The sequence below is a fragment of the Streptomyces sp. B1866 genome (assembly GCF_031932565.1).
Classification (GTDB): domain Bacteria; phylum Actinomycetota; class Actinomycetes; order Streptomycetales; family Streptomycetaceae; genus Streptomyces.
Genome location: NZ_JAVSCF010000128.1, coordinates 1 through 18,077, shown reverse-complemented (window position 1 = coordinate 18,077; position 18,077 = coordinate 1). Strand labels below are relative to the sequence as shown.

General features: G+C 69.4%; 10 protein-coding genes. 5 read left to right on the top strand and 5 right to left on the bottom strand.

Annotated elements, in window-relative coordinates; all coding sequences use genetic code 11:
• The first annotated feature begins 175 nt into the window (after window positions 1-175).
• The gene (locus RKE29_RS17700; protein ID WP_312006390.1) at window positions 176-748 is read left to right on the top strand and encodes a transcriptional regulator; all 573 of its coding nucleotides are present in this window, start codon (window positions 176-178) and stop codon (window positions 746-748) included.
• A 95-nt stretch (window positions 749-843) separates the two neighbouring features.
• On the opposite strand, the gene RKE29_RS17695 is transcribed toward RKE29_RS17700, so the two are convergent.
• From RKE29_RS17695 to RKE29_RS17675, 5 genes are all read right to left on the bottom strand, one after another.
• Entirely contained in the window at window positions 844-1,977 is a 1,134-nt protein-coding gene (locus tag RKE29_RS17695; RefSeq protein ID WP_312006389.1) for a DUF2399 domain-containing protein, read from the bottom strand.
• A 98-nt stretch (window positions 1,978-2,075) separates the two neighbouring features.
• Entirely contained in the window at window positions 2,076-7,139 is a 5,064-nt protein-coding gene (locus tag RKE29_RS17690) for an SbcC/MukB-like Walker B domain-containing protein (protein WP_312006388.1), read from the bottom strand.
• A complete protein-coding gene (locus RKE29_RS17685) occupies window positions 7,136-8,431 on the bottom strand; it encodes a DUF2398 family protein (RefSeq protein WP_312006387.1) in 1,296 nt (431 codons plus the stop codon). Before RKE29_RS17685 ends, RKE29_RS17690 begins: the two co-directional genes overlap by 4 nt.
• A complete protein-coding gene (locus tag RKE29_RS17680; RefSeq protein WP_312006386.1) occupies window positions 8,428-9,912 on the bottom strand; it encodes a DUF2397 family protein in 1,485 nt (494 codons plus the stop codon). Before RKE29_RS17680 ends, RKE29_RS17685 begins: the two co-directional genes overlap by 4 nt.
• 509 nt (window positions 9,913-10,421) lie before the next feature.
• Window positions 10,422-11,426 carry an SEC-C domain-containing protein gene (locus RKE29_RS17675; RefSeq protein ID WP_312006385.1) on the bottom strand — a complete coding sequence of 335 codons (1,005 nt, stop codon included), beginning with the start codon at window positions 11,424-11,426 and terminating at the stop codon, window positions 10,422-10,424.
• Window positions 11,427-11,827: 401 nt separating this feature from the next.
• Here RKE29_RS17675 and RKE29_RS17670 point away from each other — a divergent pair, with 401 nt between their 5' ends.
• The 4 genes from RKE29_RS17670 to RKE29_RS17655 all read left to right on the top strand — a co-directional run bounded on the left by RKE29_RS17670 (window position 11,828) and on the right by RKE29_RS17655 (window position 17,721).
• On the top strand, window positions 11,828-12,988 hold the full coding sequence (locus RKE29_RS17670; protein WP_312006384.1) for a nucleoid-associated protein: 1,161 nt from the start codon (window positions 11,828-11,830) through the stop codon (window positions 12,986-12,988).
• 40 nt (window positions 12,989-13,028) lie between these two features.
• On the top strand, window positions 13,029-14,018 hold the full coding sequence (locus RKE29_RS17665) for a hypothetical protein (protein ID WP_312006383.1): 990 nt from the start codon (window positions 13,029-13,031) through the stop codon (window positions 14,016-14,018).
• Window positions 14,015-14,644, top strand: coding sequence for a hypothetical protein (locus RKE29_RS17660; RefSeq protein ID WP_312006382.1), 630 nt, complete (start codon window positions 14,015-14,017; stop codon window positions 14,642-14,644). Before RKE29_RS17665 ends, RKE29_RS17660 begins: the two co-directional genes overlap by 4 nt.
• A gap of 575 nt (window positions 14,645-15,219) precedes the next feature.
• Window positions 15,220-17,721, top strand: coding sequence for a Helicase associated domain protein (locus RKE29_RS17655; protein ID WP_312006381.1), 2,502 nt, complete (start codon window positions 15,220-15,222; stop codon window positions 17,719-17,721).
• The last annotated feature ends 356 nt before the right edge of the window (window positions 17,722-18,077 follow it).

Sequence of the window (18,077 nt, the reverse complement as noted above, 5' to 3'; positions counted from 1 at the left end):
CGCGCGATGGGCACCGACGAACTCCACGTCGTCGGCGACTGGCGGCGTGTCTTCCCGGAAGGCCGCGGAGTTTCCGAAGTGAAGGTCAAGGACGTGTACACCGCCGGCACCGCATCCACCGACCCGGCCGCCGCCGGACAGACCGACGAGAACTGACAGGGGGAGGAGACCTCACGTGCCCGAGCGCACCATCGACTTCGGCAAGTACGGCGCCCAAGGCATCAAGGGCTACGCGGCCGTCGCCCGCCAGCTCGACGCCCTCGCCGACTTCATCGCTTCTCCCGTCACCACCCGGCGCGGCCTTATGGCCCGTCTGCACTACCTCACCCGCACCCCCCGCGCCCGCGCCGCCGCCTACGACGCGGGCCTGACCGTCACCGACCGCACCCTGAAGGCATGGCTGGCCGGCACCCGCTACCCCACCCCACACAACCTCGCCCGGATCGACGCCGCCTACCGCACGGTCCGCCGCCACAACGTCGCCCGCTACCTCCTGGCCCGCCTCAACCGCACAGGCCGCGGTACCCGCGTCGAGATCCACCCGCTCAATCAGTCCGGCGTGCACTCTTCCCGCCAGCGGGTCGTGGAATTCCGCACCCTCAACATCCGCCGCTGGGAGGCCATCATCGACGCCTGGTCCACCGGCGACGACCGGTCCCTGGGCGACGCCTGGATCGAGCAGATCGTCGAGCTCGGCTCGCAGTGGGGCCAGTACGAGTACGTCACCAACATCGGCTTCGCCGCCTGAACCGCTGTAGAGGCTTAGATTCGCTGCACGGTCTCATGTGCCGAAGCACGTGCACACCCGTGCACCGGACAACGATCCCGATCCGGACTGGCCGCCTAGATGGAGGAGGGCGGGAGGAGACGGTCCAGAACGGCGTCATGTTCTTGGAACACTACCCTTCCCATGTCGCGCAGTGCACGGGCGAGCTGCAGGTCGATGTCTTCGTCGGTGAGCGGGCCCAGCAGCACTGCGGACGGGTGGGGGCCGGCGTCGTGGAGTGTGGCCAGGTCCATGGCGACGAGCCTGGCGCCGTACAGACGGGTGACGGTGTGTGCGATGCCGAGGCCTGGCCCGTCCATGTCGCCTGCGTACTGCAGTGCTACGCCCTGGTCGACGGCGAGTTGCAGCAGGGCGTGGTCGACGGCGCGCAACTGCCCGCTGGTGCACGCCAGCGGCGTGGTGTGGCCGCGGGCGAGGGCGGATTCGAGGACGGAGGGGTTCTCCACCACGGTGACCGTCTGGGTCGGGTCCAGACGTGGGGGAGTGCGGGTCAAGTCGAACAGGTGCAGCGCGACCGGGGCGACGGCGTCGCGTAGGCGTCGGTCGACCGGTCCGTCGCCGATGGCCTGGACGTGTTGGAGAAGCACGGTGGCGGTGAGCCGGTCAGGTACCACTCCGGACTGCTCGAGCAGGGCGCGGATCCGGTCCGGCCGTGTTGGCTCCACCTGTCCGGTCAGTTCGGCGACCAGTGTGACGAGTCGGCTGCCGGCGAGGGTGTCGAGGTCGAAGAAGTGGGGGTCACCGGCGGTGTCGTGGGCGAGCTTGGGCAGTGAGACCGGCGGGTCGATCGGCAGCCGTGTCGCCACGGCGGCGAGGGCATCGACCAGCTTGCGCACCCCTGTGCCTTCGTCGACGCCGATCCCGGCGGCGCGCATCCGTGCGACCAGCCCCGGACACGCCGGCAGCTGGGCGGCCGCGTACTGCCACATATCCTGGCGTAGCGCCGCCTCGCTCACGCGCTGCCGCGCGCGGTTGATCACCGGCCGTCCCACAGCCTGCTCCACCACAGTCACCAAGTCCTGAGGTTCCAGCCGCAGCACTTGGCACAGTGCTCGCACCGGCACTCGCGCCCCGCGGGCGTCCACCACCACCGCGGAGGTGCCGCGCCGCAGTCGGCCCGCGTCGTCCAGCCACGCCCGCAACGCCGCTACCCCCGCCGGTGGCAGCCCGGTCACCCGCACACTTGCCATTGCTGCAGGATCCGTCCCGGCGCACAGCCGGTCGTGTACGGCGGCCCACAGCGGGGCCAGCGCCTCATCGCCCGCAACCCATTCCCATGTTGTGCCCATCAGTTGGCCATCCCGCCGTCGAAGCCCAGGCCGAGGTCCAGCGTCAGCGGCTGCGCCTCCCCGTGGCCCTGCCACAGCCACGGCACCGTCACGCGGTGCTTTCCGCTGGTGATGACCTGGTGGATGACGACCTGCCCGGCCTCTTTTTTGATCACCGGGGTCATCGAGGGGGCGGTCGCCAGCACGTCGAACTCCCACCGGCGCAGCAGTCCCAGCATCTGCCGAAGGTTCACGTCGTCGAACGCCGCGTCCAGTTCGTCGATCGACAGCAGCCGCGGCCCGCGGTACTCCCCGCTGTACATCGACCACGCGGCTGCCAGGAGGGGCAGCATCGTGGCCAGGCGCCGTTCCCCGGTCGACAGCGTCTCCAGCGGGTTCATGCCGCGCGGCTTGACCTGCTTGAAGCGGTCACCGTCCCCGTCGCTGAACGAGGAGTGTGTCACCGAGATCGTCCACTCGTGCCAGGCCCGGTAGTCGAAGGTGTGCGCGACCCGGTCCGCCCACGTGTCCCCGACGGACTCGTCCATCCGCTGCCGCAGCACGTCATACATCCGCTCGAACATCTCGTCCGAGGGGGGACTGTTCACCAGTTCCACCATGGCTTTCGCGTCCGCGTCCTTGCGTACCGACCACTCGACCTTGACGCCCACCCGGGCCACCCCGGTACGCACGTCCGCCAGGGTCTGGCCGATCTGCTGCACCAGTTGCTGCGCGAGATCCTGGCGGACCTGAACGTCGCGCTGCAGCTGAGCGAACATGCTGGTCTTGATGGCCTTCTTGATGTCGGCGCGCAGGTCTTGCTCCAACTGGGCGACTGCCGCGCGCAGTGCCTCCACCGCTGCGCGCAGGTCCTGGCCGCGAGCGGCGGCCGGGTCGGCGACCTCGGCACGCTGCCAACCGGTGCCCGATATGTTGGTGAGGATGACCTGGCGGTTGAACCGGGCCAGTGCGCTGTTGGCGGTGCGGGCGGCGCCCTCGAGGNGGCGGTTGAACCGGGCCAGTGCGCTGTTGGCGGTGCGGGCGGCGCCCTCGAGGGTCTTCAGTGCAGCGTCCCGGGCCCGGGACGCTGCGGCGAGCCGGTCCGCCCCCGCTCCCGCGCCTGGCCCGGTGGGGCGGTCGGCCAGCAGGTGCCTGGCCCAGGCCAGTCCTGCGGTCAGGTTCGCGGGCCGACCCTCCGGCCCGGTGGAGATGTCCTCGCCGACCAGGGCCAGGCCCTCGTCGACGAGCCGGCCCAACCGGGTAAGGCAGATATCGCGGTGCTCCTCGGCCGCCTGGCGCAGCGGTGCGACCTCATCCAGCCGCGCCCGGGCCGACGCCGCGTCGGCAGCAGCCTCTTCCTTGGCGCGCTGCAGCTCCTCCACCCGTGCCCGGGCGCGGTCGAGTGCACCGGTGACCTCCTGCAGTGAGGCGCGCAGCTCCTCGTACTCGGCGCCGTGCAGGCGCCGCATCTCCTCGACAGCCGCCTTCTCGCGCCCCGCGTCCACGGCGGTTTGCTCTGCCTCCCGAGCGGCGTCGTCCGCCAGGGTCCGCCAACGTTCGGCGGTTGCCGCGTCCTGGCGTGCCCGTCCCGCGAGGTCGATCACCCGCCCTGCGGCGCCCCGCCAGGCCTCGACCTGCCGGAACATCAAGGTGGTGTCCTCGCGGTGGGCGCCGGCCGCCTTCGGATCCGTGGGCAGCACGGTGCCGCCGCCCGCGTCGGCTGCCCGGTTCAGCGCCCGCAGCGCTTGGCGCACGGCCTCGCCGGCCCGGCGGTGCCGCTCGCGTGCGTCGGCCGTGCGCCTGATGGAGTGCTGCAGCTGCTCGGTCGCGTCGTCCTCCTGCTGCTGGGTCGAGAGGACCTGATCCGGCGACGGGAAACCGGCCTGCTCGGCATCGGCGTGGGCCTGGGCTTCCTTCGCCTGCTCCCACCTGGCGTGGCTGGCGGCTGCGGTCCCGGCCGTCTCCCGTGCAACACCTTCAGCCGTCCGGGCTGCGGCCAGTGCCGCGGCCGCCACCTGTTCGGTGTGCCGTGCCTCCTGGGCTAGCATCTCCAGCGCGCTGCGGCGCCGCGCGGCAGCCGCCTCCAGGGCGTGCAGTGCCTGCGCCAGCCCGCGTTCGGCCAGGTGGATGTCCTGAGCGGACCGGTTGCGGGTCTCCTGCAGCGACCGGAGAAGGCCCTGCCACCTCTCGCTGGCCTGCTCCCACCCGGCGGGGGAGGGGAACCGGTCCCGCTCCATCGCGGCAGCGTTCACCCGGGCGCGAGCGCGCGCGGCTTCCTCGCGTGCCCGGTGCAATGCCCCCTGTGCCTGGTCGAGTTGCTGCTCCAGGTCGGCTACGTGCCGGAGCCGGGCGCGTTCGCGGGCACTTCGCCCGATGAACCGCGCCTGGTAGTCGGCCGGTGCGACCGCGGTCGCCACCGCGATCGTGACCTGATCGCCCGCCGACGGGTCCAGGGGAATCGACCGCAGCAGCTGGTGGACCCGCTCGGGGGCGATCCGGCCCTGCGCATCGGGCCGGAGTACGTCCGCCAGGCTCGCCCCCGACGCCGCCGCAGCTCCAGGCCGCAGGGTCACATCCCCTGCCACCGCCTGCCCGTCGGCACGCACCAGTGCGTCCAGCAGTCCACTGACCAGCAGAGCACCCTCGAGGCGATCTCTGGCCTCGTCCGTCAGGTGTCCGGCGAAGTCCACTAGCGCCCACAACGGGGTGCCGTCCATGACCTTGCGGCTGCGCCACAGCGGTGCAGGTGGCACCGGCGCCGCCTGCTGGGCCCGCTCCAGCTGCTGCTCCAGGTCACGGACCGTTTCCTGCGCGAATCCCGCCGCCTGGTCGGCGGCGTCCACCACACGCTGGAGCCGCCCGGCGGCTGCTGCGTGCGCCCGCTCCAGGGACACCTGGATCTGCGCGACTGTCTGCGCGGCGTCGCTCGTGGCCCCGTCTCCGGCCGGCTCCGGCACCATGCCGACGTCGATCAGTACCGCGTCACGCCGCCACATGCCGACCAGGCCCTGCCACTGCTCCCAGGCCGCTACGGCCGTCGATCCGGCCCCGTCCGCTGCCTCCTGAGCCTGCGCGACGGCGGCCTCCGCCTGTGCGACCTGCCGCAGGTGCGTCTCCTGGTGCTGCTCCCGGGCCTCCTCCCCGGCCGCGTCCTGCTCCCGGGCCTCCTCCTGCGCCCCGTGCAACGCCTGCGAGGCGTGCTCGGCCGCGCCGCGTTCCTGCTCCCACAGCGTGCGTGCCTGCTCGCATGCTTCGGCCGCCTGTTCGGCCACCGCACGGTCCGCAGCTGTCTGCCGGTGGTGCCCTGCCGCGTCGATCCTCGCCCGCGCCTCGCCCGCGGCCTGAGCGAGTCCGGCTGTCAGCTTCCCGACGGGCAACCGCTCCCCGTCGCCGCGACCGTCCCGCACGAGCAGCTCGAGGGCGGGACCGCGCAACTCCACTGCCGTGTCTGCCCACTGGCGCATCTCTTCCAGCAGCGTGTCCTCGGCCCGCGCCCGCGTCCTGCTCGTCTGCTCGGCCGTGGCCCGGTCCGTTTCCTCGACCCCTTCGGCCTCGCGTAGATCGGCTGCCGCCGCGACTTCCATTCCCTGCGCCGTCGCATGGTCTCCGAGCGCGGCTTCTACCTTCCGCATCTGGGAGATCCGGGTGTCCACCCACGCCAGCGGTGCCGCGCACGCCTCGTCGACCACGCCTGCGGCCACTGCCGCGGCCTCGGCCGCCACCAGCCGCTCGTCGAGGGTGAGCAGTCCCTCCAAGGCCGCATCCGCGCCCAGCCGGCCCCCCACCACCCGCAAGGGCCCAGACACCGCCGACACGGCGCCCTGCGCCGACCGGACGCCATCCGCCGACTCCCGGGCGGCGCCCTCAGCCCGGGAAGCCTCGCCACCGACCTCATCCGACCGTTTGGCCGCCGTGCGGGCGGCAACGGCCAGTTCGACCGCCCGCTGCTCACGCTGCGGAAGGACCGCGCCCGCGTGCCCACGCAGCTCCTCCTCCGCCGCGTTCTTCCGCCCCTCCAACTCCCCGATCTCGGCCCGCGTCCCGGCCAGCAGCTCCACGGCCTCGGCTTCCCGCACCCCGGCCTGCTGCGCCTCCTCACTCGCCTGGCGCTCCCGCCTGGTCTGAGCGTCGAACCCGGTGTTCGCCGCGATCAGCGAGGCGGCCTCGACCACCGCCACCGCCTCCACATACCGGCGATACGCCCGTTCCGCGCCCTGCAGCAGCTTCTCTTCTGCCCGGGCACGCTCCAACTGGTCCTCGAGCTCAGAGATCCGCTCCATCGCCTGAGCGATCACCGTCAGCCGCTCACCGTCCAGCGCAGGCAACGCGCTGGACAGCAACCGGCCCATCTCCGCCGCGGAGATCGCCTCCGCCGTACGCACACTGCGCAGGCTGCGCAGCACCCCCACCAGCGCGTCGAACTGCACCTCGTCCAGCGGCGCGAACAACTCCTCGCGCACCACCCGCCGGTAGTCGTGCTCGTCCCCGACCACCCGCAGATGCTCCGACAACCGAGCCCGGTTCGACGCCGCGGACGAAGCGCTGGAGGTGAAGGCCTGCCCCTGACAGGCAGCCAACTGCGCTGCAAGGTCACCGATCCGCACCGGCTCCCGGTCCACCTGCAGCCGCAAGCTCTCCCCGACCCGCCCCCGCGCCAGGAAGAACACCCGGTGCACCGCCTTGCCCACTGCCCTCAGCCACAACCCGGTCGTCACGTACTCCACAGCCCCGCCATCGGCGCGCCGACCGTACTCCAGCCACCACACCCCCGTGCGGTCCTGCTGCTCGTCCCGGTCGGTGTGCCGGCTCAGCAACGTCCCCGCCGCCTTCCCCGACACCGACAAGGCGGTCTGCGACACATCCGCGTCCAGCAGCACCGTGACCAGCATCGACGCCGACAAGGACTTCCCCGACCCGTTCGGCCCCGCGAGTGTCAGCCACCCATTGCCGAACAGCAGCTCCTCCTCTGCCCAGGCCCAGGAGTTCACCACCCCGGCCCGCGTGGGCTGCCACCGGCCCTCCGCGACCGGCACCCCCAGCCCGACGTCACCGGCCCCGACGGGCCCGTTTCCGGCGATCCTCACATGTCCCCCTCACCCGTCTCGGCGCCAAACGCCCTACCGGGCTCCGGCCCCGCCGCGCCGCGGGCGGCGTGCGCCACCCGCACCCGCCACAGGTGCACTCCCGGCGTCGCCTGCCACTGCTCCGTCTCACCCACCACCGGCACCAGCAGCCGCGCGGCCGTCAGCTCACCGATCGCTGCCCGCGCCAGCGCGGGAAGCTGCGCCTTGTGACCGGCCGCCCAGTTCGGCATCACTGCCCGTACCTCCTCCAGCAGCCCCACCACGTCGCCCACCTGTACCACCGAACCGGCCCGGTCCCGCTCGGACAGATGAGCCAGCAGCGCCAGCGCGGCTTGCCGCTCCATCCGCCGCCCGTTGGGGAAGTCCATCGCGGTTCCGAGCCCACTGGGATCGGTGACCTCCCACCAGTCCCGGCGCACTGTCACCCCGAGCCCCAAGTCGGCCAATAGCGCCAGCCCCCGCTCCCTGCCGGCAAGCGTGTGCAGATACGCCGTCCCCGGTGTCTGCTCGTCGAAAGGATCCACGCCCGGGTCGTCCACCAGCCGCCGCAGCGCCTGTAGCCGCCGTTCCTCCACCGACGCCGCCTGGTCCGGCTCCGGTCCTGCCGGGTCGAGCAACGAAGCGGTCGACAACGCCGCCGCGTGCTCCTGCGGGGGCAGCGCGTCCAAGCCGAGCAGCGCGGGGGACAGCGACGAGAACCGCGCCGCCAACCGGTCCCTCGAAGCCGTCACCACAAGGTCAGCGTCCTCGTCCACCACGACGCGCTCCAGGTCGGAGTCCGCCTCCACCGATCCCTCGGCCTCCAACACCTGCAACGCGTCCACCAGATTCTGCCGGTGCCAGCGGGCCTCCTGCTTCGACGTCCCCTCCCCGGCCACCCACTGCACCCGCGGCAGCCCACCCGAGGCGGCCTCCTCCGCGCATACCTGCGCGAGCGCCTGCATCAACTCCCGCACGCTCAACCGCGGACGCCGCCACAACTGCTCACACACCAGACACACCAGCACCAGCGCCTCCTGCGACAGCAGCACCGGACGACCCCCGCCGCGGACCACCGAAGGCCCCCGGTCACCAGGGACATCCACACGCCGCTTGTGTAGCCGGACCAGCTGCGCCACCTCCAGCACCTCGAACGTCCAGCCCAGCTCCGACCGGAACAGCCCCGCCAGCGCGGCCTGCCCCTTCACAGCTGCCCGGTACAGATCCGGCTCTGCCTCGGCCCGAAGCCGTCCTCGATCCACCAGCATCCGGGCCGCATCCCGCAGATCGGCCTCCAGCACCTCGCCGCTCATGCCACCCCCCGCACGATCGCTTCGTCGGCCCGCTCGCTCGCATCGACACGGATACGCAGATCCGGGCCGGTCAGCACCCCTTCGGCCAACTCCACCCGGGCCTGCCGGTCCGCCACTCCCGGCCGTACCCGCACCACGACGTTGGCTCCTTCGGCCACCGCAGACCCGAACCCCAGCACAGGGTCGAACTCCTGCAGCGCCGCCTCCACCGCCCGCAGCAAGATCACCGAAGCATCCGCGGCCAACCCCGCGAAATGCTCCAGCCCCACCTCTCCAGGCGTCACCAGCACCCGGGCAAACCGGCGGCGCAGCTGCGCCTCCTCGCGTGCCCGCGCCAGCGCATCCTCCCGGTCCACAGTGGTGTCCGCCAATTTCCGGGGCCTGCCCCCAGGCCTTCCCACCCGCTCATGCTCACGCAGCGTCACCTCTATGCGGTGCACCGTGAGCCCGGCTGCCGCCACCGTCGCATGCGCCACGTCCTCCTCGGCTGGCCCGACCTGCGCGTGCCACGCCGGCCAGTCCCCGAACGCCGCCCCGTACACACGCCGCGCCTGCTCCTCGCCGCCCTGCCGGTGCAAGCTACGCGCCACAGAGCGGAAGTCAGCCCCCAGATCCGCCCCCCGCCTCCTGGCCGCATACCGCCGGTCGATCGCGATCAGGAGCGTGTGCACAGCACCGGTCGCCGAAGCGATCAACCGGTAAACCGTCCCGTCAGGCGTGAACCACGCCTCCAAGTCGGCCAAGCGACGCATCCGCTCGTCCACCCAGTGCTGCTGCTCGGCCGGATCCACCAGCCCCGCGTGCGCGGCCGCGGTTTCCACGACCGGACCGTGGCCCACCTCCCGCAACGCAGCCAGCGCGTCCCCCACCCGCCGCAGCGCCCGCCCGTACTCCCGCGGGAACTGCCGCAGCGCCTCGAGCACCCGGTCCCGGTTCTTGCCGAACACGTCGTCGTCAGTGACATCGGACTGGACCATCTGCGCCAGTGCACCGTAGAAGTCGGCCGTCACGCGTTGGAGTTCGTCGATCCGGGTCCGCACATCATCGAGATCACCCGTCAGCAGCCCAGGATCACTCTTGAAATGCTCCAGCATCCGGCGGACCGTCTGCTCGACACCGTCCAGCAGCCGGCTCGGCAGCTGCAGTGCACGACGGGAGTCCAGCACCGCTGCCCGTACGGCGGCTACCAGCGCCCGGCCCCGCAGCGTCAACGCCCAGGCCTCCTGCCGCGAGATCACCCCGCGATAGTTGCGCACCGGTGCCGCATAGTCCCTGAACGGCTTGGCGAGCTCCCACCTGGCCAGTTGCTCAAGCGACGACAGCAACTGCTCCTCGGCCAGCCCATCGTGGTAACCCACGGTGCGCAGTTGCTCGAGTATCTGAGCCGGTGTCCACATCGGGCCGCGGGTAGACAATTCCTCCAACGCAGCCAACAGGGCCGTATAGCGTTCCCGCACCAGATCCTCGGGCAGAGCGAACACAGTCCAGTCGCTGGACAGAACACTCCGCCACCACTGTCGCGATTGATCCATACCGCCCCTCGCCTCGTCCGCTCCCCACGCGTACAGGGCTTCCCAGTCTGAAGGACACCACTGACAGATCTCCCACGAACCGGAATAACAACCGTGCTCCACGAGACGCAAAGCACCACCCACCAGCACTTTGCCGTCGGCGGCCTACCGAGGTGTAGCAGGAGCCCTGCTTCTGCTACACCGCCCTCTGTTCCGAGTTGCGCCGCGATATCACACCACGCCGTGTCCAGCCGAAGCCCCCGGCGCCAATCACCTGCTGGCGGTGGCACCGAGCCTGGTGATCGGCAAGTGGGCAGCGGCAGTCCGTGCGGACGCCCGCGGCGAGCCGCTGACGGCCCTCCCCTCTTCGACCCTGGCAAACATCCGCAGCCCGCCGACATGGGGAGCGGTGCGCGTAGGCGCACGGGGGAGTACTCGGCGCACTGGCACCGTGTCTGTCCTTCCCCCTGAAGGCACTGTCAGTTGGCGGGGCTTCCCGCGGGGTGGCATCGGCGGGCCTTGCGCCCTGACCCGCACGGGCAGGGCGCGTTCCTGGCGACGCTGCGTCCGGGGCCGTCTGGCACCTGAGGCCGGCTGTGGCTGACCATGCCCTGCCCGCGGCTGCGCCAGCGTTGCAGCGGAACGGGAAAGCTCCCGGCACGTTCGAGCACCCACGGGCCGACCGCGCTGAAAGCCTCGCCCTGCGAAGCAGCGGAGAACTCGCGGATCTCCTGCTCGGTCCCCTTCAACAGCAGTCCGGCAACGGTGGGGTAGCTCTTGCCCCGGAAGGCCTTCAGCCCCTGCAGTTTGAAGATGTCCCTGGCGAAGGCCGCCCCCGCAGCGAGTGCCGCGCCCGTGACCACATCTCCCTCGCCCCCGTCGTCGATCCGGTTGAGCAGCCGCACGAGCACGTTTTCCCAGTTGCTGACGGGCAGCTCCTGTTCACGCGCCAAGGCCTCGGCGAACCGTTCTCGGATCTCGCCGGCCTTGCGGTAGGAGAACTCATCCGCCTGGCCACGGTGCTCGAAGTGCAGCGTGTAGACGCCGGGCTGCAGTCCCGACTCATGGGCGAACACCGCGTGGGTCGATTCGAATCCTGCGAACCGCACCACGGCATCGCGCACCATGCCTTTGCGGGCCTCGTCTCCCAGCCGTGAGCGAGGCGAGAACAGATACGGGCATACCTGTGCCGCATACAGTGCGCAGACCTCGTGCACCGGTGCCTCGCCGCTGATGACCGTCGCAGGCAGCGGTTCCTCCGGGAAGAGCATCTGCCAGCGCAGTTCGTCATCAAAGGGCAGCCCGCACACCGCACACCAGTCGAACGCGGCCAAGGCCAGCTTCCGCCGCTCGCTGATGGATCCGAAGTCCACCTTCTGCGGGCCGCGGTCCACCGTTGCGATCACCGGATAGCCGCGACGATCGACCGCCAGATGCTTCATCCTGCGCGGCAGGTCGACGATGTCCTGCGGTGCATGCGTCACTTCCAACCCCCTACAACCGGCGCCAGCGCATGTGCGACGCCACCCCTGGAACCGAAGGAAATCATGCACGGCAGCAAGTGGACACGTCGGAGGGCGGCGTACGAGTACCAAGCCCGTCGGCACGCTTCATCGCACCGGCGAAGTTCAGCCACCACTCCCGGTATCCCTGCCATGGTCTTCGTACGCTCCGTTACGATGAGCGGCACGATTGGTGGCACGTGACACGGACAGGCCCAGAATGGGCCTGCCCTGCCCCGGGCCAGGTGATGTCGCACAGACGTACGCCACGGGACGGGGCTGGCTCCGCTCCGGACTGGGTCTGGCGAGACGGCGTCCGGCCTACGGGGGTGCGGGCGGGATGCGTGGGGTGGGCAGTGCGGACCGACTTCGGGGACCTCGTCGTGGACCAGGCCATCGTCCACGTAGTGCCCAGGCGCGCTCAAGGCGAGGAGCTCTTTCCACTCCAGCTCAGCCAGACGTTCTGCCGCCTGGACGAAGACGTGCGCTACGAACTCCAGGGCAAACTGCGTGAAGTCTTCGCCCGTCTGGGGCGTGAGGTCATTGAGGACCCGGAACTCAAGTCCCCCCTGCCCGACGCGGTCCGCGCCTTCCTTGGCGCTGAACAGGACCTCGTCCAAGTCTCCGGGGAGCTGGCACACGCACTGCGCGATAGCCAAGGAGGAAACAACCCGGCCGGGCTTCTCTTGGTCGCCTCCGCACGCCTGGACAGCCAGCAGGCACTGCTGATGGTCAAACTCGAGCACGAGACCGGCATGCAGACCAACGAGATCGTCACCGACGGCCTGCGCACCTTCGCCATGCAGTACCTCGATGACCTCCTGCTCACCCAGAAATCCAAGGTGTACAAAGTAGCCCTCTTCTCCGAAGAGGGGCTGGCTGAATCAGGGCTTCAGGGATGGGCTGCAGACCCCCAGACATCGGGCAAGGACGTTGCCCGCTTCTTCCTCGAGAAGTTCCTGGGCTGTCGGCATCAAAACGACCCCAGGGAACTGACCTGCCGCTTCCATGACACCGCGATGAACTGGGTCAACAGCCGCTGCACGGACTCAGACACCCGTATGAACTACGTCCTGGCCACTATGGTGGAACTCCAGAGCCCTACCCCGACACTGGACCCCACGGAGTTCATCCGCACCCACTTGCGCGACGCGCACCAGGCCGACCTTGCCGCATTCCTCGCCGAAAACGACGTCCCTATCGGCATCTTCGAGAAGGACACCGAACTCATCAGTAACAGGCTCCAGAAAATGCGGGTGGACCTGTCCAACGGTGCCTTCCTCGTCGCCCCGGTAGAAGCCATGCAGGACGGAACCATCCAAGTAGAGGACCTCGGCGACGGCCGGACGACAGTGACAGTCACCTCGACCATCACCAAGACCAGCAGCGGAGTAGCAGCGGGCCGCCCTCCCAAACCACCCACTCAGCGCCCTGAGCTGCCCACCCAGGCCGAGACACTTCCTGGATTCGAGACAATCCGCGCCCTCCCCAAACAAGCCACGCCTGCCCACAACGGACACGCGCTCCCACCGGCCCAGGCGTGATGTTCCGCGGCACCCTCCCCAACGCTTGGCTGGGTCAGCCGTGCCCCTGAGCGCCGATGAGGCCTTCCAGCGCTATCAACACGAACGACCCCGCATCGAAAAGGCAGCCGAGGCGACCAAGGCACACCTGGAGCATCACACCGCCCTCCGCGGGATCGCCTGCGAGGTGACCGCCCGCGCCAAGGAGGTCAGCAGCTTCAACACGAAGATGTACCGCAAGGGCTACACCGACCCCTGGAAGGAAATCACCGACAAGGCCGGCGTACGCGTCATCGTGCCCCACAGAGGTCTGCTCGACCCCGCCCTAGAAATGATCAAAGACTGCCTCGACGTCCGGTGGGTAGAGGACGACCGGGACACTCCCGGCGACGAGGACCGCCTGCGTTACCCCCGCCTGCACGTGCAAGCTGTCATGGTCGGAGGGGAAGAAGACCCCGACGGCAACCCGTACGACTGTGAGATCCAACTACGCACCGAGGCAGTCGACTTGTGGTCACGCATGTCCCACAAGCTCCTGTATAAGCCCGGCGTCACCCCACCCCCCGATGTCAGACGCTCGCTGTACCGTCTGATTGCCCTGGTCGAGCTATTCGACCTCGAGGTCGAACGGGGGGTAGAAGCCATGGCACAGCACCCTGACCTTGCACGCAGCAACCACCTCCTCAACACGGCCGAACAGATCTACCGCACCTTCACTGACCACCCCTACAGCACCGACCTGTCCCACGAAGTCATCGACACTCTCTCCCAGACTATCGACGACACCACCGCCTACAGCGAACAACTCACCCAGTTCACCGAACGCTTCCGCGAGCGTCTCGAACGTGCCTACACCGAGTACGGACCCACCAGCGCCCTCTTCCTCAAGCACGGCCGCTACCTGCTGGCCAGCCAACCAGAAAGCCTGATCATCTTTGAACGGCTATCCCAGATCCGTTCCCGCTTCGACCTGCACATCGCCTGGAAGAACAGCGAGCTACCAGACAGCATGATCACCGACATGGCCCAGATCTGGGGAGTCGCCCTATGACGGGCCCAACACAGCCCGAGCCGCCGGCCCTCGCGGCCGCCACCGCGATGTTCATCGAGGTCCTCGTGGTCGGCATCGGCGCGCTCACCGCAGCCGTGCTCCTCCTCGTTGCTCTGATCGGCCCAGCTACCACGGCCAAACTCGCCCCCCTAGCGGGCTCGTCCGCGGTGGTCGGAGCAGCGCTCGCCGCCGCCTACGCCCTGGGCATCCTCATCGACCGGGCAGCCGATACCGCCCTCACGTCGCACCGCCGTCGGCTGCGCACCCGCTTCTTCCCCTCCAACACCGCCTACGCCCAAGCGCGCTTAAGCCTGTCCGACTTCCCGGCCCTGGCCGTCCGCGCAGACTACGCGCGCTCCCGTATGCGTATCTGCCGTGGATGGACACTTAATACCCTGGCCCTGACTCTCACCGCGGACTTGGCCATGCTGCGCTACTCCTTCGAACACCGCCTGCTCATCCTCTGCGCCACCACCGTCTTCGGCCTGGCTACCGCCTTCGGCTTCTACGGTGCCTGGCGTGCTCTCACCGCGACGGGCTATCGCAAACTCGCCGAACAGACCGCCACGCCCGCGGCCAGCCAACCAATGCCCGCCCGGCCTCAGCCCGGTCCTGCATCACCCTGAGGCATCCGCCTGCGTGTTCGCTGTTTTGCGGCCGCTGTGCACCCAGAGCGCGCGACGATGAACTGTGATACCGGGAAATGAGCCTGCTGAAGGAGGCCGCGGAAAGAATGGCGGTCGGCGCTGACCATGTACACAATGCGGCCACGGTCCGCCATCGGCAGCGGCAGTTCGCGCCGCCGTCCGAGTTGCATCCGGACCTTGTGACCAGGGCCGACACCGTCCTGCTGGACGAGTTGTTCTACGCGACCGTGGACGAATGCCTGACCCCCACTGCCGTCCGCTGCTCCTCGACCGCGTCGCCGACGATGTGTGGTCGACACGCAAACTGGTCGAAGAAGCGTCGGCGGATACTGTTTTCCGTCCCTCGGTCACCTTCCGTCGGCTCGCTTCGGAGTACCACAACTCAAGGGCGACCAACGCCATTTACGACGCGTGCACAGCCGCGGAGCTCCGGGAAGCGGCGGACACCGCCGTTGCCCTGGTCGACGGACTCCAGGTGTGGGGAGCGGACTTCCTCTACCAGCGACCTCCCCTCTGCCCCGCAGCGGTCAGCCGATTCTCCCAAGGAGCACCTGATGGCCACCGATCCCAGCTCCGTCGTCCCGGACACCTGCACGCCCAGGGCCGGCACCTTCCCGCCCGTCCGCCGTACGCTGCGCTGCGATCAGCAGGCGGCGGTGGACAGTGGGGTACGCGGTCTGAGGAAGCCGGGTTCGCGGGGGCACATGGTATCCGCGTGTGGTACGGGGAAGACGCTGATCGCGCTGCGGACGGCCGAGGCTCTCGATACCCGGTTTCTGCTGGTGGTGGTGCCGTCGAGGGATTTGATCGGCCAGTGGGCCCGAGCCGCCCGTGCGGATGGCCGTCGTGAGCCGTTGATGGCCCTGTCCTCACTCGAGGCACAAAAGCATCCCGTGCTGGCCGAGGCAGGGGCGGTGTCCACGGGTTCGGGGGAGTACCTGGCGTACTGGCTGGCCCAGCGTGCCAAGAAGAACGAGTCGGCGACCGTGTTCGTGACCCTCGACTCGCTTCGGCGGATCGAGGAGATCCAGCACTCGGTCTTCCCGGCTCCGGTCTTCGACCTCGCGATCGTGGATGAGGCGCACCGCACCGCGGGCAGTTGGGACAAGGAATGGACGGTGATCCATGACTCCTCCCGGATCCGCACGGATCGCCGTCTGTATCTGACCGCGACGCCGTATGAGTGGGAGGCGCCGCGCCTGGCTGAGGCCCCGGATGCCCGCCCGCGCCCGAAGCGGACCGCGTCGACCGCACCGGCCTGGGAGTCCCCGTCTCTGATCGCCTCGATGGACGATGTGAAGGTGTTCGGCCCCCGCCTGCACACCTACACCCACGCCCAGGCGATCGAGGACGGAGTCCTGGCCGACTACCAGCTCCTCGTCCCCACTATCACCGATACCGACCTGCGCATGGTCCTGACCGACCCCGGCGGCGCGCACACCGGCTTCGCCCCGACCGCGCGCCGGACGACCGCTCTGCACCTGGCGGTCCTCAAAGCGATGACCGAGCACGACCTCAAGCATGTGATCGTCTACTTCCAGCAGGTCGCCGACGCCGCGGACTTCGCCCGCCAGTTCCCCCACACCCTGCGCACCCTCCCACCCGAGCAGCGCCCCTCCTGGACCGGCACCCTGTCCGTCTCATCGATCAACGGCAACCACACACCTGACCAGCGCGCGAAACTCCTCGACAACTTCGCGAACGCCGACCGCGCGGTGATCACCAACGCCCAGGTCCTAACCGAGGGGATCGACCTGCCGGCCGTCGACGCGATCGTCTTCGCCTCACGCACCGAGAGCGTGCGCCGGATCGTCCAGGCCCTTGGCCGCGCCCTGCGCAAACCCCCCACCACCAAAGTAAAGACCGCGAGCCTGGTCATTCCCGCCTACACCCCACCCGACTCCGACCCCACCGACCTCCTCGACACCCCCTACGAAGCTCTCTGGTTGATCACTGCAGCACTGCGCCACCACGACCAGACCATCGCCGCCCGCGCCCCACGCAAGACCACCGCGCACCGCCTGGACAGTGCCACCCACCGCCTGATCACCCGCCGGTTCCGCTTCGACTTCACCCTCGCCCCCTACGCGATCGCCCAAGCGATGGACCTGCTGGCCTGGCCCTCCACCGGCGCGGTGCTCTCCGCACCCCGCCGCGCCGGCCTGGCCGCCGCCACCCGCTACCACACAGAACACGGCCACCTGAAGGTTCCGGTCGACTACACCGACGCCTACGGCTACCGCCTGGGAGCCTTCATCGCAGGCCAGCGCACCGCCCACCGCCGAGGCACCCTGACTGCCGACTGGATTGCTGAACTCGACGCACTCGGCATGATCTGGGACAAGCACGAAGCCGCCTTCGAGGGCAACATGACCCTCATCGAGGCCTTCCATGCCGAACACGGCCACCTCGCCATCCCTGCCCAGGATCCCGGCGGCCAGTTCCTCGTCGACCAACGCGGCCTCGCCCGCAAAGGCCGACTCCCCAAGCCCCGCCACACACGTCTGACCGCCCTCGACCCCGACTGGCTCCTCCCGCACGGACCCGACTGGCACCGCAAATACCACCTGCTGGCCCGCCATCTCCAGACCGGACATGACCCCGCAACTCTGCGCCGTGACACCGTGATTGACGGCGTGAAAGCTGGCACCTGGCTGCACCGCCAACTCACCACCTGGAGCACTCTCGACGACGGCCAACGCCACCTCCTGGCCCGCCTCAGCCTCACCCCCAACCACATCACCCTGACCACGACGAAGATCACCACCCCCGCCACACCCAGCACCCCCAGAACCAGGAAACGCCGCTCCTTCGAACAGACAGCCACCCTGCTGCGTGCCTTCGTGGAACGGCACGGCCGTCCTCCTGGCGCCCGGGAGGGGATCGACGTTGACGGAGAGCGCGTGATGATCGGCCCCTGGCTCTGCAAGACTCGCACCGCCCAGAAGAACGGCCAACTCTCCGAGAACAGAAGCGAGTTGATCCAGAGTATCCTCCGCGAAGCCGACGCCGTTCCTCCGGAAGAGGAGCGCCCCGGATTCTCAGAGATCCCGTAATTTTTCTGCTCGCAACTCCACTAAGGAAGCACCCAGGAAGTGCTACCGTGTAGAGACTCCCCTCCAACAGGGGGGGGAGACACTCAGGTTCAGAGGGAGCGTCCCTCGCCCAGAGCGCGACCCGTATCCGCACTCGCGCGATTCCCGCGAACCCAAGCAGCCCTGACGCACCCCCACCGCTGCAGTTGCAGGAGTTCGCGGAGCGAACTCCACTGAGAGACCGCGGAGCGGGATCTCAACCGGCCACGAAGTGGCCGGCTTACGTCACGGAGTGACGAAGTGTCAGCGATGCGGAGCATCGCGATGTATCCGTCGCGTAGCGACGGCGCGTCGTCTTCGCGGAGCGAAGCGCGCGC

Bases quoted from the DNA above. Each gene is read 5' to 3' on its own strand.
- RKE29_RS17660 (WP_312006382.1), top strand. From the start codon at position 14,015: ATGACGGGCCCAACACAGCCCGAGCCGCCGGCCCTCGCGGCCGCCACC.
- RKE29_RS17655 (WP_312006381.1), top strand. From the start codon at position 15,220: ATGGCCACCGATCCCAGCTCCGTCGTCCCGGACACCTGCACGCCCAGG.
- RKE29_RS17695 (WP_312006389.1), bottom strand. From the start codon at position 1,977: ATGGCAAGTGTGCGGGTGACCGGGCTGCCACCGGCGGGGGTAGCGGCG.
- RKE29_RS17685 (WP_312006387.1), bottom strand. From the start codon at position 8,431: ATGAGCGGCGAGGTGCTGGAGGCCGATCTGCGGGATGCGGCCCGGATG.